26 protein-coding genes are annotated in these 24677 nt (G+C 59.0%); 8 read left to right on the forward strand and 18 right to left on the reverse strand.

Annotation, left to right across the window (positions count from 1 at the left end; all coding sequences use genetic code 11):
• Positions 1 to 13: 13 nt before the first annotated feature.
• A complete protein-coding gene (locus tag RBB81_RS12015) occupies positions 14 to 1777 on the reverse strand; it encodes a lysine--tRNA ligase (RefSeq protein ID WP_353073862.1) in 1764 nt (587 codons plus the stop codon).
• 113 nt (positions 1778 to 1890) lie between these two features.
• On the opposite strand from RBB81_RS12015, the gene RBB81_RS12020 reads away from it, so the two are divergent.
• From RBB81_RS12020 to RBB81_RS12035, 4 genes are all read left to right on the forward strand, one after another.
• Positions 1891 to 2154, forward strand: coding sequence for an AtpZ/AtpI family protein (locus tag RBB81_RS12020; protein WP_179582163.1), 264 nt, complete (start codon positions 1891 to 1893; stop codon positions 2152 to 2154).
• 22 nt (positions 2155 to 2176) lie between these two features.
• Entirely contained in the window at positions 2177 to 2587 is a 411-nt protein-coding gene (locus RBB81_RS12025; RefSeq protein WP_353073864.1) for an ATP synthase subunit I, read from the forward strand.
• 42 nt (positions 2588 to 2629) lie between these two features.
• A complete protein-coding gene (gene atpB / locus RBB81_RS12030; protein ID WP_353073865.1) occupies positions 2630 to 3361 on the forward strand; it encodes a F0F1 ATP synthase subunit A in 732 nt (243 codons plus the stop codon).
• Positions 3362 to 3490: 129 nt separating this feature from the next.
• Positions 3491 to 3799 carry an ATP synthase F0 subunit C gene (locus RBB81_RS12035; RefSeq protein ID WP_183788973.1) on the forward strand — a complete coding sequence of 103 codons (309 nt, stop codon included), beginning with the start codon at positions 3491 to 3493 and terminating at the stop codon, positions 3797 to 3799.
• 272 nt (positions 3800 to 4071) lie between these two features.
• Here RBB81_RS12035 and RBB81_RS12040 read toward each other — a convergent pair whose 3' ends face one another.
• The 15 genes from RBB81_RS12040 to RBB81_RS12110 form a co-directional block, all read right to left on the reverse strand.
• Positions 4072 to 5592, reverse strand: a complete 1521-nt coding sequence (locus RBB81_RS12040; protein WP_353073866.1) for an NADH-quinone oxidoreductase subunit N — start codon at positions 5590 to 5592, stop codon at positions 4072 to 4074.
• Positions 5592 to 7163 (reverse strand): complex I subunit 4 family protein, encoded by a 1572-nt coding sequence (locus tag RBB81_RS12045; protein ID WP_353073867.1) that lies wholly within the window; start codon positions 7161 to 7163, stop codon positions 5592 to 5594. The genes RBB81_RS12040 and RBB81_RS12045 overlap by 1 nt, the downstream gene beginning before the upstream one ends.
• A gap of 48 nt (positions 7164 to 7211) precedes the next feature.
• Positions 7212 to 9251, reverse strand: a complete 2040-nt coding sequence (nuoL, locus tag RBB81_RS12050; RefSeq protein ID WP_353073868.1) for an NADH-quinone oxidoreductase subunit L — start codon at positions 9249 to 9251, stop codon at positions 7212 to 7214.
• Between the two features lie 5 nt (positions 9252 to 9256).
• On the reverse strand, positions 9257 to 9568 hold the full coding sequence (gene nuoK / locus RBB81_RS12055) for an NADH-quinone oxidoreductase subunit NuoK (protein ID WP_179582171.1): 312 nt from the start codon (positions 9566 to 9568) through the stop codon (positions 9257 to 9259).
• Positions 9569 to 9570: 2 nt separating this feature from the next.
• Positions 9571 to 10077, reverse strand: a complete 507-nt coding sequence (locus RBB81_RS12060; protein ID WP_179582173.1) for an NADH-quinone oxidoreductase subunit J family protein — start codon at positions 10075 to 10077, stop codon at positions 9571 to 9573.
• Between the two features lie 117 nt (positions 10078 to 10194).
• Positions 10195 to 11268 carry an NADH-quinone oxidoreductase subunit NuoH gene (gene nuoH / locus RBB81_RS12065; RefSeq protein ID WP_353073869.1) on the reverse strand — a complete coding sequence of 358 codons (1074 nt, stop codon included), beginning with the start codon at positions 11266 to 11268 and terminating at the stop codon, positions 10195 to 10197.
• 50 nt (positions 11269 to 11318) lie between these two features.
• On the reverse strand, positions 11319 to 13721 hold the full coding sequence (locus RBB81_RS12070) for a molybdopterin-dependent oxidoreductase (protein WP_179582177.1): 2403 nt from the start codon (positions 13719 to 13721) through the stop codon (positions 11319 to 11321).
• A 3-nt stretch (positions 13722 to 13724) separates the two neighbouring features.
• The gene (nuoF, locus tag RBB81_RS12075; protein ID WP_353073870.1) at positions 13725 to 15041 is read right to left on the reverse strand and encodes an NADH-quinone oxidoreductase subunit NuoF; all 1317 of its coding nucleotides are present in this window, start codon (positions 15039 to 15041) and stop codon (positions 13725 to 13727) included.
• Complete coding sequence (gene nuoE, locus RBB81_RS12080) at positions 15042 to 15551, reverse strand: NADH-quinone oxidoreductase subunit NuoE (protein WP_183788959.1); 510 nt, start codon at positions 15549 to 15551, stop codon at positions 15042 to 15044.
• Positions 15544 to 15768, reverse strand: coding sequence for a transcriptional regulator (locus RBB81_RS12085; protein WP_353073871.1), 225 nt, complete (start codon positions 15766 to 15768; stop codon positions 15544 to 15546). Before RBB81_RS12085 ends, nuoE begins: the two co-directional genes overlap by 8 nt.
• 84 nt (positions 15769 to 15852) lie before the next feature.
• A complete protein-coding gene (nuoD, locus tag RBB81_RS12090; RefSeq protein WP_183788956.1) occupies positions 15853 to 17121 on the reverse strand; it encodes an NADH dehydrogenase (quinone) subunit D in 1269 nt (422 codons plus the stop codon).
• Entirely contained in the window at positions 17121 to 17612 is a 492-nt protein-coding gene (locus RBB81_RS12095; RefSeq protein WP_179582187.1) for an NADH-quinone oxidoreductase subunit C, read from the reverse strand. Before RBB81_RS12095 ends, nuoD begins: the two co-directional genes overlap by 1 nt.
• Positions 17612 to 18019, reverse strand: a complete 408-nt coding sequence (locus RBB81_RS12100; protein WP_179583558.1) for an NADH-quinone oxidoreductase subunit A — start codon at positions 18017 to 18019, stop codon at positions 17612 to 17614. Before RBB81_RS12100 ends, RBB81_RS12095 begins: the two co-directional genes overlap by 1 nt.
• Positions 18020 to 18082: 63 nt before the next feature.
• Complete coding sequence (locus tag RBB81_RS12105) at positions 18083 to 19042, reverse strand: prepilin peptidase (RefSeq protein WP_179582189.1); 960 nt, start codon at positions 19040 to 19042, stop codon at positions 18083 to 18085.
• A gap of 95 nt (positions 19043 to 19137) precedes the next feature.
• Complete coding sequence (locus tag RBB81_RS12110; RefSeq protein WP_257025434.1) at positions 19138 to 20595, reverse strand: carbohydrate porin; 1458 nt, start codon at positions 20593 to 20595, stop codon at positions 19138 to 19140.
• 150 nt (positions 20596 to 20745) lie between these two features.
• Here RBB81_RS12110 and RBB81_RS12115 point away from each other — a divergent pair, with 150 nt between their 5' ends.
• Entirely contained in the window at positions 20746 to 21021 is a 276-nt protein-coding gene (locus RBB81_RS12115; RefSeq protein ID WP_179582191.1) for a metal/formaldehyde-sensitive transcriptional repressor, read from the forward strand.
• A 68-nt stretch (positions 21022 to 21089) separates the two neighbouring features.
• Here the strand turns inward: RBB81_RS12115 and RBB81_RS12120 are convergent, their stop codons facing one another.
• On the reverse strand, positions 21090 to 21311 hold the full coding sequence (locus RBB81_RS12120) for a DUF3185 domain-containing protein (protein WP_179582193.1): 222 nt from the start codon (positions 21309 to 21311) through the stop codon (positions 21090 to 21092).
• A gap of 386 nt (positions 21312 to 21697) precedes the next feature.
• On the opposite strand from RBB81_RS12120, the gene RBB81_RS12125 reads away from it, so the two are divergent.
• The 3 genes from RBB81_RS12125 to RBB81_RS12135 all read left to right on the forward strand — a co-directional run bounded on the left by RBB81_RS12125 (position 21698) and on the right by RBB81_RS12135 (position 23762).
• Positions 21698 to 22468, forward strand: coding sequence for a thiazole synthase (locus RBB81_RS12125; protein ID WP_183762088.1), 771 nt, complete (start codon positions 21698 to 21700; stop codon positions 22466 to 22468).
• A gap of 71 nt (positions 22469 to 22539) precedes the next feature.
• Positions 22540 to 23049, forward strand: a complete 510-nt coding sequence (ruvC, locus tag RBB81_RS12130; RefSeq protein WP_353073872.1) for a crossover junction endodeoxyribonuclease RuvC — start codon at positions 22540 to 22542, stop codon at positions 23047 to 23049.
• Entirely contained in the window at positions 23046 to 23762 is a 717-nt protein-coding gene (locus tag RBB81_RS12135; RefSeq protein ID WP_353073873.1) for a hypothetical protein, read from the forward strand. The genes ruvC and RBB81_RS12135 overlap by 4 nt, the downstream gene beginning before the upstream one ends.
• 38 nt (positions 23763 to 23800) lie before the next feature.
• On the opposite strand, the gene rsmA is transcribed toward RBB81_RS12135, so the two are convergent.
• Positions 23801 to 24616 (reverse strand): 16S rRNA (adenine(1518)-N(6)/adenine(1519)-N(6))-dimethyltransferase RsmA, encoded by an 816-nt coding sequence (rsmA, locus tag RBB81_RS12140; protein ID WP_353073874.1) that lies wholly within the window; start codon positions 24614 to 24616, stop codon positions 23801 to 23803.
• Positions 24617 to 24677 lie beyond the last annotated feature (61 nt).

Below are 24677 nucleotides of genomic sequence, written 5' to 3' on the forward strand. Positions count from 1 at the left end.
CGCCGCTTGTGCGCTATTCGGCGGACTCTCCGTGTTTAGTTTCAGCGGCCTCGGCCTGTTTGACCTGGGGGCGGAGGAGGGGGAAGAGGATGACGTCGCGGATGGACTTCGAGTCGGTGAGGAGCATGGTGAGGCGATCGATGCCGATGCCTTCGCCCGCGGTGGGGGGCAGGCCGTAGCCGAGGGCGCGAACGTAGTCCTCGTCCATCTGGTGGGCTTCGTCATCGCCGCGAGCCTTTTCGGCCATCTGCTGTTCGAAGCGAGTGCGTTGGTCGTCGGGGTCGTTGAGTTCGGAGAAGGCGTTGCCGACCTCAAAGCCGCCGATGTAGAACTCGAAGCGCTCGACCCAGTCGGGCTCGTCGGGCTTGATTTTCGAGAGGGGGCTGACGGCCAAGGGGAAGTCGTAGATGATGGTGGGCTGGATGAGAGGTTCTTCGATGCCCATTTCGCCGCCTCGCAGAGCCTCGGCTCTTAGCTCGAAGAGGTCGGAGATGGCTTTGCCGTACGGTGCGCCTTTGTCGAGGACGAACTCACGAACGAAGTGGCAGTCTGCGCCGAGGCGATTGAGGGCTCGATCGAAGGAGGACTTCTCTGGATCGGCAAACTTCTCGCCTTCGTTGATAAGCGCCCTGAACTTCTCCTCGGAAGAAAAGTCGTCTTCGGTCGGCTGAATTGGCGCGTTTGGCGGCCACCACTTCATGATGGCCTCGCGCATGGAGAGTCGGGTCCAATTGCTGAGGTCGATCTCGTGGCCGTTGAAGTGGGTGATGGTCGTGCCGTTGACCTCCTTGGCGACGCAGATGACGAGTTCTTCGCTGAGGGTCATCAGGTCGTGATAGTTCGCGTAGGCCTGGTAGAACTCGAGCATGGTGAACTCGGGGTTGTGGCGGGTGCTGATGCCTTCGTTGCGGAAGTTTCGATTGATCTCGTAGACGCGGTCCATGCCGCCTACGACGAGGCGCTTGAGATAGAGCTCGGGCGCGATGCGGAGGAAGAGGTCGAGGTCGAGCGCGTTGTGATGCGTGGTGAAGGGCTGGGCCGCTGCGCCTCCCGCTATCTGATGCATCATCGGGGTTTCGACCTCGAGGTAGCCGCGGTGGTCGAAGAACTTGCGGATGGCGCGGAGGATGGCGGCGCGCTTGACAAAGACCTCGCGGACGTTGGGAGTTTCGGGCTCGGCAGGTTCGTTCGACGTTTCGCCTGAGGTGGCGGGTTTAGCGGCGCCGGTGTTCATGAAGAGGTCGACGTAGCGCTGACGGTAGCGAAGTTCGGTGTCTTCCAGGCCGTGGTACTTGTCGGGAAGGGCCAGCATGGCCTTGGTGAGGAAGGTCAGGGCGGGTAGATTGTCGAAGCTTCCGACGTGGACGGTGAGCTCACCGGTCCGGGTGCGGAAGAGATGGCCGCGGACGCCGATATGGTCGCCGAGGTCGAGAAGCTTGTAGAGGGCGAAGGTGTTTTCGCCGACGTCATCTTTACGGACGTAGATCTGGAAGCGCTGGCCGCCTTGTTGCAGCTGCGCGAAGCCGGCCTTGCCCTGGACGCGGATGGCCATGATGCGCCCTGCGATGCTGACGAGGATAGGGTCGGCGTCGAGCTGCTCGGCGGTGAGGAGGTCGTAGCCGGCACGGATCTCGGGGATGGTGTGGCTGGCGGCGTAGTGATTGGGGTAGGTCGCCTCGGCGTGGCTGAGGCCCTCGAGCTGCCCGAGGGCGGCGATCAGTTGGAGTTTCTCGCGGCGCTGTTGATAAAGATTCTTTTCGAACTCCGACTCGTACACAGGGATTCCTTTAGCTGGATGTTGCTGACACCCCAGTATAGCGAGGCATGTGAACTTCAAAAGGATACACAGGATGTGTCAGTCGGCGTTGTGCGTGGTGTAATAGTCCTGCTATGGCGGATGATGGAGCAGGGAACGGCGGTAACGGAGCGGGTGGTGGCGGGAAGGGGGCGCTCGGCGAGCTAGTAAAGGCTGAGTCGATGATCCAGTTGGCGATCGCGCTGCCGGCTGGGTGCGTGATCGGATGGCTGGTAGGAAGTTGGCTGGATCGGCACTTTCATCAGGGCTGGATCGCGATTGTGGGGATTTTGCTTGGGGCCGCAGCTGGCTTTGTCCAGATATTTCGAACCGCATCTCGGTATATCAAGCGTGGATAACGGCACAGGCGAGGACGATCTTGTGAAAACGTTGGAGAGTTTCAGCGACGCGGACTTCAAGCGGACTATTTTGAGCGCGTTGCGGTTGCTGGTGGTGATTACCGTGGTTGCGGCACCAGTGGTGTGGTGGAAGATGGGGTGGCAGTCCGCGGTTTTGCTGCTGGTGGGGGCACTGATCTCGGGATCGGGGCTGTTCGAGTGGCTTCGGCTGATGACAGCGGTGATGGTCAGGATGGATGGCGGAGGAAAGGCGAAGCCGATGGGGCTGATTTTGTTCGGTTTCTTCCTACGGCTCGGGCTGACCGTCGTGCTGCTTTATGTTAGCCTTAAGATTCTGAATGGTTCGGTCTATGCGCTTGCCGCTGGCCTCGCTCTGGGTGTGTTTGCACTGACGGTCGAGGGTTTGAGGCTGATGAAGGCGTGGACGGTTTAGGCCGGACGTTCGCAGATTACGTTTCGCAGAAGCTTTATTTATATGCCTACACAAACAGCCATCACCCTATTTTTGAATCAGCACTTTGGTGCGTTCACGACCTCGTTTCTTGAGGCGCTGCATGTGCATCCGAAGTATCCGGCTTATCCGATTACGGACTCGTTCGCAATGGAGCTGCTGGTGTTTTTCGTTCTGATTGCTTACTTCATGCTCGTACGGATGACGCTGAGCGTTGAGAAGCCTGCCGCAGCGCAGCATCTGGCAGAGATGACCCATGAGTTCGTCTCGGAGCAGGGCGAACAGATCATCGGACACGGTTCGGAGCGGTTTACCAGCTATCTGACGGCCCTGGGTTTGTTCATTCTGCTGGCCAACCTGATGGGTGTGGTTCCGGGACTGAAGTCGCCTACCGCGTATGCGGTGGTGCCTCTCGGCTTTGCGCTCTGTACCTTCATTTACTACCACTACCACGGCGTTCGGGAGAACGGCTGGGCATACATCAAGCAGTTCCTTGGGCCGGTATGGTGGTTGTATCCGTTGCTGTTGCCGATTGAGATCATCTCGCATTTTGCCCGTGTACTTTCGCTGACGGTTCGTCTCTACGCAAATATGTTTGCGGGAGATCTGGTGACAATCGCGTTCTTTTCATTGGTTCCGGTGGGAATTCCGTTGATCTTCCTCGGGCTGCACGTCGGTGTGGCTGTGGTGCAGGCCTATGTGTTCTTCCTGCTGGCTTCGATCTACTTGTCACTGGCCGTAGCGCACGATCACTAAAGACTTTGAGTTTCGCTGCGTTGGGGCCTCCTCTCGCAGTGTGCAACAACGCCGCATAGCGTGAGGGTGCCAGCACGGTGAGCATCAACCACCCACTGGCGGCGTATCCACGGAGGCAGGAGTAACACCATGAAGAAGCTGCAATATCTGTTTATGTCGTTGGCCGCGCTGCTGTTTGCAACGCCGGCTTTTGCGCAGGGCGCTGCCGCTGTAAGCCCCGGAGCCCAGTGGGTTCCTCTGGCTGCTGGTTTGGGCATGGCGCTGGCTGCTGGGCTTTGCGGTCTGGGTCAGGGCAAGGCGACCGCGTCGGCAACCGAGGCGCTGGCACGCAACCCGGGTGCTCGTCCTGGAATCTTTATCTTCCTGATTCTTGGGCTGGCGTTTATTGAGTCGCTCGCGCTGTTCACGTTCGTCATCATCTTCCTGAAGGTCCAGTAAAGCTTCGGCCTTTGGAGTTTGTGAGCATGAAAAGCCTCCGGAGTTCGCGGAGGCTTTTCTGTTGTCCTGCCGACGGGCCCACTGCGCGTGGGGCGGTCACTTCGTGACGGGTCTACCTTGTTTGAGTAAGAGATCTCTGGTGGTCCTCCCGTTGGTCGGAAGGATGCTCTTGCCGACCAACGGGAGGAGTTAGATCTATCTGTTTGCAAGACCGGTATACGCGCCACGAAGTGGCCGCCCCACGCGCAGTGGGCCCGTCCGGCAGGACGCAATTACTTCTCGTCGAACTGGAGCTGGAGGTGGCAGCTATCAGGAGAGGCAGCACACTCCTGCCGGCCTTGTTCGATCAAGGTGGAGTGGCTGGCGTACTCCGCAAACGAGACCGCACCGCTAGGCAGAATACCGAGTGCGCCTGTTGCTACAGCGGCAAGAGCGATACCGATCGCCGCAGGAACACTGATGCGGCGAAGCTGGTTGAGGCGAGTGCTTTCGCTGCCAGGGCGCGTGTAGATCGCAGCCAGCAGACGGAGGTAATAGAAACAGGCGACGCCGCTGTTGAGAAGACCGATGACGGCGAGCCAGACGTTGCCGCCATGGATCGCTGCGGAGAAGACGTAGAACTTGCCGAAGAAGCCGCCGGTGAAGGGAATTCCAATGAGCGAAAGCAGGAAGAAACTGAGCAGGGCGGCGAGGTAGGGGCGCTTCTGGCCGAGGCCGGTGTAGTCGTCGATGCTGCGGGCGCGCTCGTCATAGCCGGCGATTTGGGTGACTACCGCGAAGGCGCCGACGTTCATCGCGGCGTAGGTGGCGGTGTAAAAGCAGGCCGCGGCGATACCGTCGAAGGGGAAGGCGGTGAATGCGACCAGCAGGTAACCGGCGTGGGCGATGCTGGAGTAGGCCAGCATGCGTTTGACGTCGCGCTGCATAAGGGCGCCCAGGTTGCCAACTGTCATCGATAGTGCGGCGAGAACCCACATCATGATGGCCCAGCGATGTTGATAGGTTGGGAAGCCAGTGAAGGTGATGCGAAGCAGGACGGCGAAGGCGGCTGCTTTCGGTGCGGTCGACATGAGGCCGACGACTGGGGCCGGGGCGCCCTGGTAGACATCCGGGGTCCAGACGTGAAATGGGGCGGCGGAGACTTTGAAGCCGAGACCGATGAGGATGAGCGCGAGGGCCGTGAAAGCGAGAGCCGGGGTTGCGGTGGTCTCGAGGCCGTGGGCGATGGCGTAGATGTTGGTCGAACCGGTGGCTCCAAACGCGAGGGCTACGCCGTAGAGGAAGAAGGCGGTGGCAAAGGAGCCGAGCAGGAAGTACTTGATCGAGGACTCCGTGCCGGTGGCCTGACCCTTGCGGAATCCGCACATGATGTAGGTCGAGATGGAGGAGATCTCGAGGCCGACGAAGACCATGAGCAGTTCGACGGAGCAGGTCATCAGCATCATGCCGACTGCGCCGAAGAGCGTGAGGGCAAAGTACTCGCCAGCATGGCTGGCGTTGCCTTCGAAGTAGTCCAGCGATCCCAGGAGCGTGACCAGGACGACCGAGCCAATGACGAAGTGGAAGAGGACCGAGAAAGCGTCGATCTGAATTGTGCCGGAGAAGGCGTGGACGGTCCCAAACTGGATCTGATACCAGCTTGCGGCGAGAGCGGCGACGGTGCCGGCGATGGCTAGCCAGCCGAGAGGTTTGCGGCTGGAGCCTGGCTTCAGGCACGGCTCTGCGAGCATGACCAGAACACCGACAAGGGTGAGGATGAGCTCGGGAAGGAGGGCCAGGACGTTAGGGGACATTACTTCGTGGCCTCCTGGGCGGCGGATGTCTGTGTCTGTGGGACGATGGTGCTGACGGAGGCTGCGGGCTCGATAGTCTGAGGTTCCTGCGCGAGATAGGTGCCTGCGGTGTCGATGGCGCGCAACCAATAGGGCGAAGCAATGCCCATGAACAGCATGACGGCGATCAGGGGCCAGAGTGCAAGGTGCTCGCGGGCGGTGACGTCAGGGACTGGCACGTCGGCTGTGTTCTCGTTCAGGTCGCCGTAGAAGACGCGCTGGATCATCCAGAGCATGTAGGAGGCGGTGAGGATGACGCCGGTGGTGGCGAGCACCGTCCAGCGAGTGTGGTGGGTGACTGCGGACTGCATGCCGCCGGTGAGGACGAGGAACTCGCCCACGAAGCCGTTGAGCATTGGCAGACCGATCACCGACAGGGTTGTGATGACGAAGAGGGTCACCATCCAGGGGAGCTTGGCCGCAAGACCGCCGTAGTCGCGCATGTCGTAGGTGCCGTAGCGCTCGTAGAGGATGCCAAGAAGGATGAAGAAGGCGCCAGCGCCGATGCCTTCGTTGAGGGTGGCGTAGATGCCTCCGTCGATGCCGGCGATGGTGAAGGTGAAGATGCCGAGGATGACGACGCTGACGTGTCCGAGTGCGCCGTATGCTGCAAGTTGCTTGAGATCTTTCTGGACGAGAGCTATGAGCGCGCCGTAGACGATGCCGATCGCTCCGAGGGCGATCATAAGCGGGGCGATCTGGCGGGACTGCTCGGGGAAGATGCTGAAGGAGAAACGCAGGATGGAGTAGAGGCCGAGTTTGCCGACCAGAACCATCACGGCAGCGGTGGGTGCTTCGGCGATTGCGTCTGAGAGCCAGCCGTGAAGCGGAAAGACTGGTACCTTGACTGCAAAAGCTACGAGGAAAGCGAGCGAGGCCAGCCAGAGCGCTGCGCTGTTGCTGGAGATATTGTGGGCGGCGGCAAGCTGGGCGAGCTCGGGCAGCTGGAAGGTGCCGGTGCGGGCGTAGACCCAGAGCATGCCGACCAGCAGGATCGCTGACGGAATGAAGGTGTAGAGGAAGTATTTGATGGCGGCGCGGCGGCGGTTGGCGCTGCGGCCGAAGGTGGCGATGAGCAGCGTCATGGGAACGAGTGAGAGCTCCCAGAAGGCGTAGTAGAGGAAGAGGTCGAGCGAGACGAAGATGCCGATCATCGCAACCTGTTGCAGGAGGAAGAGGGTGTAGAAGAGCTTCTTGCGGTCGCCGATGGTGTTCCAAGAGACGAGGACGCCGAGCGGGGCGAGGAAGCCAGTGAGAACGACGAGCCACATGGACAGGCCATCGACGCCGAGGTGATAGCGGATGGCGGGGGAGTTAATCCACTCGTGATTCTGTTCAAACTGGAAGCTGCCGGCGACAGCCGAGTAGTCGTAGCGTGCGGGCAGATGCAGGGTGCAGATAAAGGTGATGAGGGTGACGGCGAGCGCACCCCATTGCATCAGCCTGCCCTTGTCGGGCAGCAAGGCCAGCAGGACCGCACCCGCGAGCGGGACGAAGATGAGTACGGTCAGGATGGTGTGGTCGATATTCATCGTTTCCTTTGGGTGTTGCTAAAGCAAGATACTGGTAAACGAGCTTCTTTAGTGCATCCAGATGGAGCGGCCGAAGATCATGACAAGCAGAACGGCGGCGGCTCCGAGTGCGAGCCAGCCGGCGTAAGAGCGAATGTTTCCAGACTGAACGCGGCGAACCAGAGAGCTCAATCCTCGTGTGGTTGCGCCAGCGGCCGCGCCTGCGCCGTTGACGATGCCGCCGTCGATGATGCCGCCGAGGAAGAGACGGCTGAACATGAGCAGGGGGGAGACGATGACCGCCCCGTAGATCTCGTCGATGTAGAACTTGTGGTCAACGAGGTTGTAGAGGGCTGGCATCTTTGCTGCGAGCGCTGCGGCGGTGCCGGGCTTCTTGTAATAGAAGAGGTAGGCAATGCCAAGACCTGCGAGTGCGACGAGGACGGAGACTACGGCAAGGCCCAGCTCGGGGCCGCGGCTGATGGTTGCTGCTTCGACCGCTGCGCCTGAGCTGAAGACGGGATCGAGGAAGTGTTCGATCTCGTTGTGGCCCCCCATAGCGGCGGGAACGCCTACCCACCCGCCAATAATCGACAATAGAGCGAGGATGGCTAGTGGAACGGTCATAATCGCGGGGGACTCGTGGACGCCGTGGGTGTGATTGTCTTCTGGGTCGACGACCATAACTGCGTGGCTGCCGGAGTGAGTGTGGACGGCTGCTCCGTGGGCGTGAAGGTCGGTGCGCTCTTCAAAATGCTCTGGGCCAAAGAAGGTCTTGAACCAGAGGCGGAACATATAGAAGGAGGTCATGCCGGCGGTGATGAGGCCGACGAACCAAAGCAGCTTGCCGAGGGGATTGGTTGAGACGAAAGCTTGATAGAGGATCTCGTCTTTGGAGAAAAAGCCGGCAAGCGGCGGAATACCTGAGATGGCGAAGACGCCCATCGTCATGGTCCAGAAGGTGACGGGAATGCGCTTGCGGAGTCCACCCATCTTGCGCATGTCCTGTTCGCCGGAGAGTGCGTGGATGACCGAGCCGGCAGAGAGGAAGAGAAGAGCTTTGAAGAAGGCGTGGGTGAGCAGGTGGAAGATGCCTGCGGTGTAGGCTCCAACTCCGCAGGCCAGGAACATGTAGCCGAGCTGGGAGACGGTGGAATAGGCGAGGACGCGCTTGATGTCGTGTTGCACCATACCGATGCAAGCCGCGAAGATGGCCGTCGCCGCGCCGATGACCGCAACGACGCCGAGAGCGTAGGGGCTGCGGTCGAAGAGCACGTGGCAGCGTGCGACCATGTATATGCCGGCCGTGACCATCGTTGCCGCGTGGATCAGCGCAGAGACAGGCGTGGGGCCTTCCATTGCGTCGGGGAGCCAGACGTAGAGCGGAATCTGGGCGGATTTTCCAACTGCGCCGAGGACAAGCAGAAGGGCGATCGCGGTGAGGATGCCGCCATTCCAGCCGGGATTGACGCTGATGGCCTGGAAGATGTGGGTGAAGTCGAGGGATCCGAACTCGCGGACGAGGAGGAACATCGCAAGGAGAAACCCGAAGTCGCCGATGCGGTTGACGATGAAGGCTTTTTTCCCCGCGTTGGCGGCGGAATCCTTCTGAAAGTAGAAGCCGATCAGCAGATAAGAGGCCAGACCCACACCCTCCCAGCCGACGAAGAGCAGGAGGAAGCTCTCGGCAAGGACGAGGACGAGCATGAAGAACATGAAGAGGTTCAGGTAGGCGAAGAAGCGCCAGTATCCCTCTTCGTGCGCCATATAGCCGACGGAATAAACGTGAATGAGGAAGCCGACGCCGGTGACGACGCCAAGCATGATGAGGGTAAGGTGATCGACGGTGAGGGCGAAGTCGATCTGGAGGCCGGTGATTGCGATCCACGGCTGGCTGACGACCCGGAGGACTTCGGGCGCGCCTTCGGCCTTCATGACGATCCAGAGCCATGCGACGATGGCGGCTGGAATGACGGTGCAGATCAGCGCGACGGCTGACACGAGTGCGCGGGGCAACTTGCGGCCTACGGTTCCGTTGACTAGAAAGCCGGCGAAGGGAAGCAGCGGGATCAGCCAGAGGTAGTCGGAGATCATGGAGGCAGAGGGCATAGAGTTCACGATTTCATCAGGTCGATCTGGTCGACGTTCAGCGTTTCACGCGTGCGGAAGATGGCGATGATGATGGCAAGGCCGACGGCGGCCTCGGCTGCGGCGACGACCATCACGAAGAAGACGAAGATCTGACCGGAGAGCTGATGCCACATGTGCGCGAAGGCGACGAAGGTGAGGTTGACGGCGTTGAGCATAAGCTCAATCGACATGAAGATAGTGATGAGGTTGCGTTTGATGAGGAAGGCCGCGACGCCGACCGAGAAGAGTATGGCAGCGAGGATGAGATAAGCGGCGATGGGCACCTGTGGGAGCATCTCTACTGCTCCTTTCGCGCGAGCACGACGGCTCCGAGGATGGCTACCAGGATGAGGATGGAGGTGACTTCGAAGGGAAGCAGCAGCTTGGTGAAGAGAATGGTGCTGATCTCGGAGATATTGCTGGTGACGTGGTTGAGATAGCCGCCGATGTTGGTGTAGCCGAGCGCCTTGCGCTCCGACAGGAAGACGAAGCTGAGCAGGCAGAAGATGGCTGCGGCGCCGGGAAAGCCGACGAGGTAGGCGGCGCGGCTGCCTGTAGTTCGCTCCTCTTCGCCGGCGTTCAAAAGCATGATGACGAAGACGAAGAAGACCATGATGGCGCCGGAGTAGACGATGACCTGGGATGCGGCGAGGAACTCGGCTCCGAGCGACCAGTAAAGGACGGCCAGCGACATCATGACGACGACCAGCGACAGTGCGCTGTTGATGGGATGGCGCTGCAGGAGGAGGTTGAGCGCTCCCGCTACGGCCAGCCCGCCAAAGATGAGAAAGAGTGCCAGTTGCATGATGTTCCGTCAGGTCCTTTGTGAGTCGCTTGAGACGCTTGAAACAGGGCAGAGGCCGATTTCGAAGAACTGGGCTATCTGCTGATTGTAAAACACCTTGTTGCGTATTCCGTGGAGCTAACTCCGTAAGGCAATGACAAGACTCGTGACGATGATGTTGGCCATGGCGAGCGGCAGGAGAAACTTCCAGCCGAAGCTCATGAGCTGGTCATAACGGAAGCGGGGCAGTGTGCCGCGGACCCAGATAAAGAGAAGCAGGAAGGCCAGAACTTTGAGTACGAACCAGAGGATTGGAAAGATGGCCGATAGGATAGGGCCGCCGAAGTCCGCTGGGAGGAGATGGCCGAGGGGGCTGGAGGCTCCGCCGAAGAAGAGCAGCGAAGCAACGCAGCTTACGGTGATCATGTTCGCGTACTCAGCCATGAAAAACATGGCGAACTTCATGGAGCTGTACTCGGTGTGATAGCCGGCGACGAGTTCGGATTCTGCTTCGGGAAGGTCGAAGGGCGCGCGGTTGGTCTCAGCGTAAGCGGCCATGATGTAGATGAAGAACCCAACGAACTGGAATCCACCAAAGAAGTTCCAGGAGAGCAGGCCGTGAGCGCCCTGGCTGTTGACGATGTCGCGGAGGCTGAGAGATTGTGCGCGGAGAACAACGCCGACGAGCGATAGGCCAAGGGCGAGTTCGTAGCTGATCATCTGCGAGGTGGCGCGGAGGCTGCCCAGCAAGGCGAACTTGTTATTCGACGACCAGCCGGAGAGCGCGATGCCGTAGACCCCGATCGAGGTGATGCCTAGAATGACGAGGAGGCCGATGTTGAGGTCAGCGATGTTGAACATCTCGACGCCAACACCATTGACATTGACGGTCTGCATTCCGCCGAATGGGACGACCGCGATGGAAATAAGCGCACAGGCCAACGCGATGATAGGTGCAAGGATGAAGAGAGGGCGTTCGGCGGCGATAGGCAGGAGGTCTTCCTTGAGGAAGAGTTTGATTCCGTCGGCGAGCGGCTGCATCAGTCCGAAGGGTCCGACGCGAGAAGGTCCCCAACGGTTCTGGATGCGACCCAGAACCTTGCGCTCGAGTAGCACCGTGTAGGCGACCGACATCAGCGTGATGACGAGGACGACCACGACCTTAAGGATGCTGAGCAGCAGGAACGTCTGAAATGGGCTGAGGTGGCTCACGGCGGTGGGTTGGGCTCCTGTAGTTGTTTCGAGTCTGCTGTTGAGTCTACTTAGTCGGCTGCGGGCTGGATCTGCGTGAGGCCGGTTGGAGGACGGAGGCTCTCGTTGTGCTGCAGATCGGAGAGCATGGCGGAGTAGCGACCCAGGGTGCCCGAGGTAAACAGTGTATCGTTCGCCGGCAGGACGAGGTCGCGGCGGTTGCCGATTTGAACGAGGTCGTGGGTAGCTACGGCAGGCTGCAGATGCTGATCATTGCCGCTGAGCAGCTGAAGTCGCAGCAGGTTGTAGCCGGGGACTAGGCGCTGGATCTCATCGAGAATGGCGAACGGATCGAAGGGGCTGAGTTTCGGCTCCATGTTGTTTGCGGCAAGCCATACGGCATGACGGTCGGCCTCGCCGGACTGTGCGCCGCGGGACTGGCCCATGTCGGCGCGAGTGCCTTTGCCGAAGGGAATGAGGGCTTGCATATTTGCGCCCATCTTGTCGGCGATACGAACGATCATCTCGAAGTCGGTGCGGACTCCGGCACGGTCACCAGCCTTGTTGACGAGCTGGAGGTCGCCGTAGCTGTTGGTGACGGAGCCGGATTTTTCGTAGAGATTCGCGGCCGGGAGGATCACGTCCGCGAGGGCTGCCGTCTCGGTGAGGAACATGTCCTGCACGACTACGAATGTGTCTTTGAGAGATAAGGGATCGATTCCGTAACGGGAGACGGGGTTGGAACCGACGACATACAGAGCGGAGAGTTCGCCGCGTTCTGCTGCTTCGAAGATCTCAAGCATGTCGAGACCCGGGGTGGTTGGAGTGTTGTATTCGGCGAAGGTAGTGTTCCCTGCGAGCGGAGTGTAGCCGGGTAGCAGGTCGGGCAGCAGGCCCATGTCGGCGGCTCCGCGAGAGTTGACGTAGTCGGAGATCAGCGCGAACTTGCGGTTGGGCAGAGTCTTGCCGAATGCGAGCAGGCGCTGCAGATCGCCGCCGCGGAACTCCGACCCGATAAGGACTAGGAGACTCTCCTCCGAACGAACGGCCTTACGGAAGTCATGGAAAGAGGACGTGTCTGCGCCGGAGTGGGTGAGGGAATCGACGGCGCTGTCATCTCCGGCCATGAAGCTTGCCAGTGCGCTGTAGCTGAACGGCGCGATGTGCGCGAAGGCTTTTGCCTGACGGCGAAGCTTGATCTCGGCGGAGTTCGCGATGTAGAGGCGGGCGCGGTTGTTGCGGACGTTTGTGCGGATGTTCCAAGCTGTCGCGGGTGCCTGAATCGTTGGGTCGCCGCCGAGGATCATGATGGCCGGCGCGGTCAGCGTATCGTTCAGACTGGCTGTGCGGTTGGTTCCGGCCAACGCCCGGGCAAAGGCAACATAATCGGCGGTGCGATGGTGATCGATGTTGTTGGTGCCGAGGACAGTGCGAGCAAACTTCTGCAGCAGGTAGGCTTCTTCGTTCGTGGTGCGATTGGAGCCGATGACTCCAATGCTCTTACCGCCACGGGTATCGCGAAGTTCGCGGAACTTCTTGCCGACGTAGTCGAGTGCGACCTCCCAGCTGACTTGCTTCATCTCGCCGCTGGGCTGGCGGACGAGCGGCTGGGTGATGCGGTCTTCATTGTTTGCAAAGTCGAAGGCGTAGCGGCCTTTGTTGCAGAGGAAGTCGACGTTGATGCCGGACTTGTCGCGGTTATCGCCCCGGACGATCTCGGAGCCATCCGTGGTGCTGCGAACGCCGAGGGTGGTCTTGCATCCATCGCCGCAGTGCGTGCAGATGGTCGATACGTGATTCATCTCCCAGGGGCGGGTCTTGTAGCGATACGTGCCGGAGGTCAACGCGCCGACCGGACAGGCGTCGATGCACATGCCGCACTGCTCGCAGTCTACGTGGGCAAGGTCGTCGGGAGACATCTGCGCGGGGACGTTAGGGGCGATGACCGAGGAGCTGCCCCGGTTTTGAATGCCGAGAGCGAAGACGTCCATGCCTTCGCCGCACATACGAATGCAGCGATAACAGAGGATGCAACGTGGGCGATCAAAATAAACGACGGGGGACCACTTCTGCTCTTCGCGGTGGTTCTTGGGCTCAGCGTAGAAGCTGTCGGCGGCGCCGTACTTGAACGTCATATCCTGCAACTCACACTCGCCCCCGGCGTCGCAGACGGGGCAGTCGAGAGGATGGTTGCCGAGAAGAAGTTGCAGCGTCGCCTTGCGCGCCTGAGCGATCTCCGGAGACTCGCTTGTGACGACCATCCCCTCTGTAACCGGTGTGGTGCAGGCCGTTTGGAGCTTGGGCATCTTTTCAATACGCACGACGCACATGCGGCAGGCTGCCTGCAGAGAGAGGCCGGGATAGTAGCAGAAGGCGGGAATTTCGATACCGGCGGACTTACAGGCTTCCAGAAGAAGAGTGCCTGCGGGTGCGGTAAGTTTCTTGCCGTCTACGGTAAAGGTTACGTCTGCCATGGCTTAGTGCGCTCCGACCAGCTGTTCAACGGTGATGATGGGGGTTCCGGCTTTGTTGCCTTCGATATAGTCTTCGAACTCTTTGCGAAACTTCTTGACGAAGGCGATGGTGGGCATCGCTGCTGCGTCGCCTAGAGGGCAGAAGGTACGGCCCAGCATGTTCTCGGCGAGATATTGAACGTTGTCGACATCTTTCTTATTGCCGCCGCCGTTATAGACGCGGGTGAGAGTCTTCTTGATCCAGTCGGTGCCCTCGCGGCAGGGAATGCACCAGCCGCAGGATTCATGCTGGTAGAACGCGATGGTGCGAAGCGCAAATTCGACGATCGAGACCGTCTCATCGAGCACGACGATTCCGCCCGAGCCTAGCATGGTGCCGGCCTTCCCCATCTGGTCGAAGTCCAGGCCTACGTCGATCTCGTCAGCAGTCATGACGGGACAGCTTGAGCCACCGGGGACGACAGCTTTGAGTTTCTTGCCGTCCTTAATACCGCCTGCTACCTCATAGATAGCCCGCTTGAGGTTGTAGCCCATCGGAAGTTCGTAGACGCCGGGGCGTTCGACGTGGCCGCTGATGCCAAACAGGCGTGTGCCGCCGTTGCGCTCGCTGCCTAGCTTGGCATAGGCCTCGCCACCCATCAGCAGGATGTGCGGTGCGTTGGCGATCGTCTCAGCATTGTTGATAACCGTAGGACCACCGTAAAGCCCGACGACAGCAGGGAAGGGAGGCTTGATGCGAGGCACTCCGCGTTTGCCCTCGAGCGACTCCATCAGGGCAGACTCTTCGCCGACCTCGTACGCCCCAGCTCCCGTCTGCGTGATGATGTCGAAGTCCACGCCGGTGCCGAAGATGTTTTTCCCTAGGAAGCCCTTCGCGTAAGCGTCCGCGACCGCCTTCTCGACGATCTTGAGCAGGTAGCGGTACTCGCCGCGGAGATAGATGAAGCCCAGCTTGGAGCCGATGGCGAGGCCGGCGATCATAGTGCCTTCGATGACGGCGTGGGGATCGTGCAGGAAGAGGAGGTGATCCTTACAGGTGCCGGGCTCGGATTCGTCGCCGTTGACCAGCACGTACTTCGGCTTTTCGGACTGTTTCGGGACGAAAGACCACTTCATGCCGGTCGGGAAGCCAGCGCCGCCACGGCCACGCAGACCGCTGGCCTTCATCTCGCTGATGATCCACTCAGGCCCCTTGGCGATGGCCTGCTGAACGGCTTTATAGCCATCGAGTTCGACATACTTGTCGATGTCGGTCGCGCCCAGACCGAAGCGGCGGGAAACAACTTTTACCTCATCGGGGTGCGAGACGAGTGATGGCATCTACTTCACGTCCTTTCCCTGGCCGTCGCGATAAATCTGGAAGAGAACGTCGACTTTCTCTGTGGTGAGGTCGTCGTGGAAATCATAGTTGATCTGAATGGCTGGAGCCCAGCAGCAGGCGCCGATGCACTCGACTTCTTCCAGTGAGAAGACGCCGTCCGGGGTCGTGCCTTTATGGCCAATGCCCAGCTTATGCTTGCAGTGGTCGAGGATCTCGTAGCCGCCACGCAGCATGCAGGAGATATTGGTGCAGACCTGCACGTTGTACTTTCCGGCGGGCCTGGTGCGCAGCATGGAGTAATACGAAAGCACGTTGCGTACGTCCAACTCCAGAAGGTCGATGCGCTCCGCGATCTCGGCGATGACAGCATCAGAGATATAACCGATCTCATCCTGTGCGTAGAGCAGCATGGGCACAAGCGCCGACCGCTTGAGCGGGTAGATGGTGACGAGATGGTCGAAGCGTGCGGCCGTCTCTGGCGAAAAGATCGTATTGGCTATTTCACTCACTCTGCATCATCTCCCGCGCCAGCCTCTCGGCGGCAAGGTCCATCTCTTCGGCGATACCGTTCAATTTGACCGTTCCATCTTCCTGCATGGTGAAGGTAGAGCGGCTTCCATCACTTGATTCCATCGTCTCGTGCGTGAAGCGAAGCCATCGGCTGGCCACACGAAGTGTAATCTCTTCTGCTCCCACTTCAACTACCGCATGATGCCTGCTATTCATTCCGTGGGCGGCCGCGTAAGAGCGGATCAGTGAGGCCCACGAGGTCCAAAGTTCAGCTCTGAGGCGTGCTTCGAGCATCAGAGGTTAGCGGTCGATCTCGCCCAGAACGATATCGATCGACCCGATGACGGCGACGACATCGGCGAGGAGACGGCCTTTGCACATGGTTTCGAGTGCCTGCAGTGTGGCAAATCCCGGATTGCGCATGTGGACGCGGTAGGGTTTGGCGGTGCCGTCGGAGACGACGTAGTAGTTCATCATGCCGTGCGGCGCTTCGACGGAGCTGGTCGCCTCACCTGCTGGAACGCCAAAGCCTTCCGTCACAATCTTGAAGTGATGGATGAGGGACTCCATCTGGGTCTTCATCTGCTCGCGATTTGGCAGGATGATCTTCGGTGCGTCCGCGACGATGCTTCCCTCGGGAAGACCATCGAGCGCCTGCAGGCAGATCTTGACCGACTCGCGGAACTCCTGCATGCGAACGATGTAGCGCGCCCACACGTCGCCGACATCAGAGACCGGCACGTTGAACTGGAACTTCTCGTAGCCGGAGTACGGCATGTCGCGGCGGACATCGAAGTCGACCCCCGAGGCACGCAGTGGCGGCCCGGTAACGCCTAGTGCGATCGCATCCTCGGCTGAAAGGTACCCCACGCCTTTCAGGCGGTTCATCCAGATGGGGTTGGTCTGCAGCAGGCCTTCGTACTCCTCAACGTGGGCAGGAAAGTTTTTGAGGAAGGTGCGGATCTTGTCGTAGATATCCCGCGGTGGTTCGAGGCTAAGGCCGCCGACGCGAACGTAGCTGGTCATCATGCGCTGGCCGGCTACCGCCTCGAAGATGCGCAGCAGATCTTCGCGCTCGCGGAAGCAGTAGAGGAAGACAGTGAGTGCGCCGATGTCCATGGCGTGGGTGCCGAGCCAGACCAGGTGCGATTGGATGCGGGTGAGCTCGTTGAAGAGGACACGGAGATACTGCGCGCGCTCGGGAATCTCAAGGCCCAGCAACTTCTCTACCGCAAGGCAGTAGGCGAGGTTGTTGGTCATGGGACAGAGATAGTCGATGCGGTCGGTCATGGGAACGACCTGCTGGTAGAACTTGGCCTCGCAGGTCTTCTCGATACCGGTGTGAAGATAGCCGATATCCGGAGCCAGCCCTACGATGGTTTCACCGTCGACCTCGATGACCAGCCGAAGCACACCGTGGGTCGAGGGATGCTGCGGACCCATGTTGATGATCATGGTCTGGTCGCCGGACGGAGGGTTCTGTCGATTTCGTGCTGAGTTGGCGATTAAATCATCTATGCCCGGATTGATAGCCGCCACTCCGGTAAGTTCTTCAACAGGGGGAGTCATTAGCGGTAGCCCTCCACGGGGTAGTCCTTGCGTAATGGATGCCCGTTCCAGTCTTCCGGCATCATGATTCGGCGAAGGTTGGGATGACCGCCGAAGTGGACGCCGAAGAGGTCGAAGACTTCGCGTTCGTAGAAGTTGGCGGAGGGCCAGACCGAAGTAATGCTGTCGAGCGCGGCATCGTCTCCGTCGAGACGAACCGCGAGGCGCAGACGCTCCTTCAACTTGAGCGAGAGGATGTGATAGGTGATCTGGAAGCGTGGCTCAGACGGGTACCAATCCACTGCAGTGACATCTTCAAGGAAGTTGTATCCGGCCTGCTGAGCGGCTTTGGCTGCTGTGATGATGTTCTCTCGAGCCACCGTGATGGTCAGCTCAGCGCGGTCATATTTGGCATCTGTCGCGAGGTCGGCCAAGGCCTTGACCGCAGCGTTTTCAGGATGCGCCTCGAAGACAGCCTGTTTGCCTTTAATCGCAGAGGCTGGATCGTACATTAGAGGTCCCCTTTATCGTTCGCCCAGTTCAGGATGCCCTTTTTCCACACATAAAAGAGGCCGACGGCGACGAAGCCGAGATAGACGAGCATCTCGTAGAATCCGAACATGCGCGAGCCGGTGATGGCTGGGAGACGGCGGAAGATCACGGCCCAGGGAAGCATGAAGACGGCTTCGACATCGAACAGGATAAAGAGCATCGCGACCATGTAGAAACGCACGGTAAAGCGGCCTCGAGCGTCGCCCACCGGGTCCATGCCGCACTCGTAGGCTCCGGCCTTGGTGCGTGAGTTTTTGTGTTTTCCGATGAGAAACGAGGCGCCGACCATGCCCACAGCAAGTCCGAGCGCGACCAGAATCTGAAGCACGAGTGGAAGGTAGTTCCAAATGTAGGGGTAACTGTGCATGGCCATCTTCGACTCTAAGATTGCGGCTGGCAAGTGTCAAGCGATTGTCGGGCCGGTGTGCGGCTATCGAAGCAACGCTATGTACATATTGATCAGGTAATTACCGAAGAGCGCGCTTACCAGTCCGCCGATTGAAAGAAAGCTGCCGAAGGCAAGTCTGGAGGTCGCTCCTGCCTTGCCACGCGCGAGAAGTGCCGCACCATAGACCGCAGCGGCCAGGGTTCCGAGAAAGAGAGAGAGGATCGCCGGCCAGAAACCAAGAAAGGCCGCGATCATGGCAAGCAGCTTCACGTCACCGAGGCCCATGCCGTCGCGGTGGCGAACTGCCTTGTAGAGCCAGCGGATGAGGAGCAGAAGAAGTGCTGCTCCACAGACCGCCGCGATGCGTCCGAAGATCAGGCTCTCCGGACCGGTAAAGAAGAGATTGCCGCGATCGACCACACCGCCGGGACTGGTGAGCTGGATGTGGTGCTTGGTCAGGACAACTTCATCTTCGTTCGGGCCGAGGAAAAGGGCTTGGGTGCAGACGAGGAAGAGAGCAATGGCAATGCCGCCGAGCGTGAAGGAGTCAGGCAGGATCATCGTCTGCCAGTCCATCACCATGAGGCCGATGAGGAGAAAGCCGACGATTGCTAGACCTATGCCGGTCAGTATATGAACTGCCCACCATTCCGAGGAAAGCTGAACGTATTGGCCGATAGACGAAGAGGACGTCACTTCAAGTGTGACAACTGCGAACCATAAACCGGTGGCAAGTTCTACAAGAAAATAGCGCCAAGAGATAGGTTGACCGCAGTCGCGGCAGCGGCCACGAAGAATAACCCAGCTCAGCAGCGGAATATTGTCGTACCAGCGAATCGGCACTCCACACTGCAGGCACCGTGAGCGCGGATGGACGACCGACTCATGCTGCGGAAGTCGTGAGATACAGACATTGAGGAAGCTGCCAAAGAGAAGTCCAACCAAAAACGCCGCGAAGAGAACGATGCCGAGCTGGTCCACCCGATGAGTATACGGTTTCATGGCCGAGTCTACGGTACCGGCTAAATGCGGAAGTCCGTACCTAAGTCTCTTCCTTCGAATACTTTGCACCAAAAAAGTACAGGTAGGAGTAATACTTAGAAATCGACGTGCATGCGGACTGATTCGACAAGCACAGGACCTCGATCCTGGTTGTAGCCCGGATGCTCGATGAACTGCAGGTCCAACGCATAGTAGATTCCGCGCCAGGTATGGAGGTTGTAGTAGCTCTCCAGAATGTCCTCTCGGGCGTAGTTCAGTTTGCCGTCGCCCAGGAGAAAGCCGAGACCTCCGAGCTTGAGGTACGCCTGGTGATCTTTCTTAATGGCATTGGAGACGAAGACTAGACCCAGCTTGTCATTGGGACGAGACCACCTGCGGCCAGAGTAGTCGCCGCCAAACTCCACCGTCTGGTCGACCTCCGTATAAGCAAAGGACTCATGCTGACCTTCGTTCCATCCAAGACGGCCAAACACCCTCACATCCTCCGTCAACTCCTGTTCGGCATTGAAGGTGAAGCCGTACTTTACCGCGCCGAATCTCTCAGAGTTCTGGATGACCGGCCGTGTACCTTCGCCGGCGAGGAAAGCTTTGTTGGAGTCGCGATACAAACCCATGTGAGCGTGATTGACGTAGCTCAGGACGCGGATGGTGCCTTTGCGTTCGGGCGGTAGCAGCCTTCCGAGCAGTGGCTTGCGTAGCTCGAACTCCCAGTTCTGCCCGCTGGCACGACGAAGAGCCCAATCCAGATCGATCCCATTGGCTACGGTCGGCATCAGTGCGAGCGCGTATCGTGCGGACCAAACCTTGTCATCGTATTCGCTGACGATGCCATAGGTGTAGCCGCGAGTGTCGGCAGCATAGTCCCAGGCACCGTTGTTGTCGACGGTCCAGTTCATGAACTGCAAATGGCTGTCGCTGCCGATGCTGTTGATGTCGAGAAAGTCGGGCAGGCTCATCTTGCCGACGTGGAACTCCAGACGTCGCTCCGGCACTTCGCGGGCTACGGAAAACTGTGTTTGCGAATTTTCTACGAGCTTGTTGGTGAAGCCGATCGTCTGATGGAGTTGCGCGCGGGCCATGTAGGGTGTCGAACCGAGGTTCGGATTACGGACCACATCGAGATTCGTGAAGCCGGCCAGTCCCAGGGCCTCGCTGTCGCCCCGGCCGCCTGCAGATTCGAGGTCGAAGAGAGCGTCCAGCGCGAACTTCGGATCAGTGATTACTTGCGCACCCAGATAAAGCGTGCCGAGCAGGGAGGTCTTGTATTCGCCGCGGGGCAGCAGGCTGTTGACGCCCTCGTAGGGCGAATGGAAGGGCCCATGCGCCTGGAAGATGATGTTTGCCTGACCGCCGATGAAAAATCGTGAATGCTCCCAGTGCGGAAACATGGTCGGGGAATCAGTTTGAACAGCGGCTGGAGCAGGAGCATCGATCTGTGATGGCTGCGTCGTCTCTGTTGCGAACTGCGTCTGCGCAGCCGAAAAAAAAGAGGCTGATAGCCACATCGCGCATGTGCCAGCAAGCAGGCGACTCCGGTTGAGGTTTCGTGTCATTGAACTGTTATCTTCAGCCCTGAAAGTGAACAGAGTGCAAATTGGCCGACGGATTGAGCCTTTCGAAGGTCGGGCGACTCTGATCGCAAGATTGCATCTACATCGCCCGTCACGGTAGTATACCCCGGTAGGGTACATGGGGTGAAGCAAATGTCACACACAAAGTCGGCTCAGATCAAATTGCTCAACAGGGTCAAGAAGATTCGAGGCCAGATAGATCGTGTGGATCGCACCCTGTCGTCAGAGGATCACGAATGCGCCGAGGTGCTGATGTTACTCGCGGCGGCGCGTGGTGGAATCAACGGGCTGATGGCTGAGGTGCTTGAGGATCATATCCGGCTGCATCTGTTGCGCGACGGACATGCTCCTCTCACTCCAGAGTTAGGGGAAGATTTGATTGATCTCGTGCGCGCCTATCTCAAGTAACAGTTTGCACAGTTTCCTCTCGACTGCCTTATGAAACTCGTGACTTCATCGCCGCACTCAAAGATCGCTCAATTCGACTTTGCTCCAACTACCACCAGACCAATCCCAGCAATGAGCGAGACCGTGCTCAAGATCGGAGAGAGCGGAAGGGTGTCCTGAGTCTTACGCGAGATCTGAACCGGTCCTGCGTCGACCACCTTCTTCTCGTGTGTGAAGGAGAGTCCGCCGGTGGCGTACCCGATGATGCCAAGGACGATGAGGAGAATTCCAACAATAGTTGCTGCCTTCATGGAGTGAGGCCTTTCTTCTTCGAATGAAGATCGCGACTTAATTTCTGATGCCGATTTCGACTTGCGCAGATGCACCATCACTGTTTACCGGCGAACTTGCATGCAACCGGACCTCGGGAGTAGTCTGCTTTTACACGGGAAAGGAGGATGGTCCAGCCTATGAAAATTGATGGAAGATGTAGTTCAACGCAACGTGAGGTGACTGAGGCTTAGAGCGTCCATAGCTCTAGTCCTGGCGGTCTTTGTACAAAAGTCCACGCCGAGGCCCAGTCCGAGTATGGACGCCTCAGGTCAATCTCAACAGTTCACCGCCAGACGGCTCGCTGCTCTCCTTAGAGTGCGAGCCGTTTGCGTTTACCCCGCACTCTAACGGTAGGATATTAACCATGAAACCTCTGGTGATTGCAGGACGGGCCTTTCAGTCGCGGCTTATCGTCGGTACTGGCAAGTACAAAGATGGCGCAGAGACTCAGGCTGCTATTGAAGCCTCTGGAGCCGAGATGGTGACCGTCGCGGTTCGAAGGGTCAATCTCGATCGAACGAGTGAGTCACTGCTGGACTTCATTGATCCGAGGCGTTATTTTCTGTTGCCCAACACGGCTGGATGTTACACCGCCGACGAGGCGATTCGAGCAGCGCGACTGGGGCGCGAAGTGGGGCTGTCGGATTGGGTCAAGATCGAGGTGATCGGCGATCAGCAGACCCTCTATCCGGATGTGCAAGCTACGCTCGAGGCGACCCGCGTACTGGTCAAAGAAGGGTTCACCGTTCTGCCGTATACGTCGGACGATATTGTCTTCGCCAAGCGGCTGATTGACGCTGGTGCGGCGGCTGTTATGCCTCTGGGCGCACCCATCGGCAGCGGGCTTGGGCTGCAAAATACGGCCAACCTGCGCATTCTGCGGGAGCTGATCACCGAAGTGCCGTTGATCGTGGATGCAGGCGTTGGCACTGCCTCTGATGCTGCGGTCGCGATGGAGTTAGGCTTCGACGCCGTGCTGATGAACACCGCGATAGCTGCGGCGAAGGACCCCTTGCTGATGGCCGAGGCGATGCAGCACGCCGTGCTGGCAGGGCGGCAGGCCTTTTTGGCGGGCAGGATGCAACGAAAACTCTACGCTACGGCCAGCTCCCCGCTTGAAGGGATCTCCCGCTAGTGCGCTAAGTTCCCTTGGTGGACTCAACCTCGATAGTCCGAAGCTGGCGCGAGATGCAGTAAACTTCGCCCATGCGAGTCTTCGGCATCGACTGCGGAACGGAGTTCACCGGCTACGGGGTGGTGGAGGTGGATTGCGGCGCCCGCATGCCTCGTCTCGTTCACCTGGCGGCCGGTACGATCCGGCTCAACAAGAAAGAGAAGACACCGCAGCGGCTGGCTCAGGTTTACGCTGAGCTGACTGCCTTGATGACTCTGCACCAGCCGGAGATCGTCGCTATCGAGGAGGTCTTCTTCTCGGCGAATGCAAAGTCTGCACTAAAGCTTGGCCAGGTGCGAGGGGTCGCGATGCTGGCCGCGGCGACCTGTGGAATGCCAGTGGCCGAGTATGCGCCGCTCTCGATAAAAAGCTCGGTGGTGGGCTATGGGTTGGCCGCCAAAGAGCAGGTGCAGTTCATGGTGAGGCGTCTACTCAACAACGAAGACGCCTTCGATTCCGCAGATGCAGCCGACGCGCTCGCGATTGCGATCTGCCATATCCACACCGCGCAGACACTTGAACTCGAGGGCGCGCGCCGATGAGAACGACAGCGAGCGTTGTGTTTTGCACCGCTCTTCTCCTAGCCTCGGCTTTTTCATCCGTGGCCCAGACACCCGAAGCACAATCTGCTGTGCCTGCAAATCAACCGGCTGAGGTTAGCTTTCAGTTCGACCACGCGGGGCTTCCTGTCCCACGGTTCACACTGCGGATCCATGAGAACGGAACAGGTACCTATCAGGCAGATCAGGCGGAGACTCCAGCCACGCAGACATCGATGCGGGGTCAGGCAGCGCAGCATGTCGATCGGCCGATCAACCTGACTCCAGGCGTCGTCGCAAAGATCTTCAAGGCGGCGCGGGGGCTGAATCATTTCAATGTCGAATGTGCTTCCAAAGCGAAGAACATAGCCGACACGGGCACGAAGACGCTCACTTACAATGGCTCAGATGGGTCGGGATCGTGTGTCTACAACTACTCAGAGAACAAGATGGTTGGTACGCTTACCGATATCTTCCTTGCAATCGCTTCCACGCTGGATGAAGGCCGTAAGCTGGAATTTCTGCATCGTTACGACCGCCTCGGCCTCGATGCCGAAATGAACTCTTTCGCCGACGAAGTGAAGGAGGGACGTGCGCTCGAATTGGGAACGATCTCGTCGACGCTGGCCTCAATCGCCGACGACACTGCGGTGATCCAACGCGTTCGCTTGCGGGCGGCAAAGATGCTCGAGCAGGTTGCAGCGGATCGTCCTTGAAGCTTCTGCTGAGAAGGTGCAGCAATCACGCGTAGACCTTACTCATAAGACATCGGCGGTATAGATAAGGATCGATAGAGCTCTGCCATCGATTCCAGCGCGATTGATTCGGCGCGTGCCTGCACAGGGATACTGCGTGGCCATGCCGCGGAGAGCTGTTCAGCGGAGTGGCCAGCGGCACGGAGGTTATTCTGAAGCGTCTTACGCTTCTGCGCGAAGGAGTGCCTGAGAAAGATGTTGAACCCGTCAGGATCCACTCCAAGCTCAGCAAACCTCGGCGCGAAGTGCAACCGGAGCACGGTGGAGTAAACGTCCGGAGGAGGCGAAAAAGCGGACGGCGGCAATGTAAAGAGGGTGTCGACCTTCGCGTTCATCTGCGCCGTCGCGGAGAGCAAGCCATAGTCGCGAACCCCCGGTGCAGCCGAGACGCGTTCGGCTACCTCTCGCTGCATCATCAGAACGGCGCGGGCGAGCGTGCCGACTTTGCCAGCCGCGAAGAGCTGCAGCAGAATATCCGACGTGATGTAGTACGGAAGATTCCCAATCACGTCTGCCGTCTCCCCCGCGGGCACAAGTGCTCGCAGGTCCGTCTCTAGAACATCGCACTCGAGAATCTGTACCTGCGGGTGATCGCGAAAACGAAAGGTCATTTCGGCTGCCAGAGCACGGTCGAGTTCGAGCGCAATCAGCTTGTGACAACGTCCTGCCAGTATGTCGGTAATCGCCCCGTGCCCAGGGCCAATCTCGATGACGGTACGCTTGCTAAGATCACCAAGGGCATCAACGATGGCGTGACGGGCGGAGTCGTCAACGAGAAAATTCTGCCCCAGCTTCGGCTTACGTTTCATCAGCATCCAATGTGTGCGGTTTGTTCCTGTGCTCTTCTATAGACTAACGGTTTGGTTGGAAAGATAA

This window comes from Tunturibacter gelidoferens, from assembly GCF_040358255.1.
Classification (GTDB): domain Bacteria; phylum Acidobacteriota; class Terriglobia; order Terriglobales; family Acidobacteriaceae; genus Edaphobacter; species Edaphobacter gelidiferens.

Bases quoted from the DNA above. Each gene is read 5' to 3' on its own strand.
- RBB81_RS12020 (WP_179582163.1), top strand. From the start codon at position 1,891: ATGGCGGATGATGGAGCAGGGAACGGCGGTAACGGAGCGGGTGGTGGC.
- atpB (WP_353073865.1), top strand. From the start codon at position 2,630: ATGCCTACACAAACAGCCATCACCCTATTTTTGAATCAGCACTTTGGT.
- RBB81_RS12035 (WP_183788973.1), top strand. From the start codon at position 3,491: ATGAAGAAGCTGCAATATCTGTTTATGTCGTTGGCCGCGCTGCTGTTT.
- RBB81_RS12040 (WP_353073866.1), bottom strand. From the start codon at position 5,592: ATGTCCCCTAACGTCCTGGCCCTCCTTCCCGAGCTCATCCTCACCCTT.
- RBB81_RS12045 (WP_353073867.1), bottom strand. From the start codon at position 7,163: ATGAATATCGACCACACCATCCTGACCGTACTCATCTTCGTCCCGCTC.
- nuoL (WP_353073868.1), bottom strand. From the start codon at position 9,251: ATGCCCTCTGCCTCCATGATCTCCGACTACCTCTGGCTGATCCCGCTG.
- nuoK (WP_179582171.1), bottom strand. From the start codon at position 9,568: ATGCTCCCACAGGTGCCCATCGCCGCTTATCTCATCCTCGCTGCCATA.
- RBB81_RS12060 (WP_179582173.1), bottom strand. From the start codon at position 10,077: ATGCAACTGGCACTCTTTCTCATCTTTGGCGGGCTGGCCGTAGCGGGA.
- RBB81_RS12070 (WP_179582177.1), bottom strand. From the start codon at position 13,721: ATGGCAGACGTAACCTTTACCGTAGACGGCAAGAAACTTACCGCACCC.
- nuoF (WP_353073870.1), bottom strand. From the start codon at position 15,041: ATGCCATCACTCGTCTCGCACCCCGATGAGGTAAAAGTTGTTTCCCGC.
- RBB81_RS12085 (WP_353073871.1), bottom strand. From the start codon at position 15,768: ATGAATAGCAGGCATCATGCGGTAGTTGAAGTGGGAGCAGAAGAGATT.
- nuoD (WP_183788956.1), bottom strand. From the start codon at position 17,121: ATGACTCCCCCTGTTGAAGAACTTACCGGAGTGGCGGCTATCAATCCG.
- RBB81_RS12095 (WP_179582187.1), bottom strand. From the start codon at position 17,612: ATGTACGATCCAGCCTCTGCGATTAAAGGCAAACAGGCTGTCTTCGAG.
- RBB81_RS12100 (WP_179583558.1), bottom strand. From the start codon at position 18,019: ATGCACAGTTACCCCTACATTTGGAACTACCTTCCACTCGTGCTTCAG.
- RBB81_RS12105 (WP_179582189.1), bottom strand. From the start codon at position 19,042: ATGAAACCGTATACTCATCGGGTGGACCAGCTCGGCATCGTTCTCTTC.
- RBB81_RS12110 (WP_257025434.1), bottom strand. From the start codon at position 20,595: ATGACACGAAACCTCAACCGGAGTCGCCTGCTTGCTGGCACATGCGCG.
- RBB81_RS12115 (WP_179582191.1), top strand. From the start codon at position 20,746: ATGTCACACACAAAGTCGGCTCAGATCAAATTGCTCAACAGGGTCAAG.
- RBB81_RS12120 (WP_179582193.1), bottom strand. From the start codon at position 21,311: ATGAAGGCAGCAACTATTGTTGGAATTCTCCTCATCGTCCTTGGCATC.
- RBB81_RS12125 (WP_183762088.1), top strand. From the start codon at position 21,698: ATGAAACCTCTGGTGATTGCAGGACGGGCCTTTCAGTCGCGGCTTATC.
- ruvC (WP_353073872.1), top strand. From the start codon at position 22,540: ATGCGAGTCTTCGGCATCGACTGCGGAACGGAGTTCACCGGCTACGGG.
- RBB81_RS12135 (WP_353073873.1), top strand. From the start codon at position 23,046: ATGAGAACGACAGCGAGCGTTGTGTTTTGCACCGCTCTTCTCCTAGCC.
- rsmA (WP_353073874.1), bottom strand. From the start codon at position 24,616: ATGCTGATGAAACGTAAGCCGAAGCTGGGGCAGAATTTTCTCGTTGAC.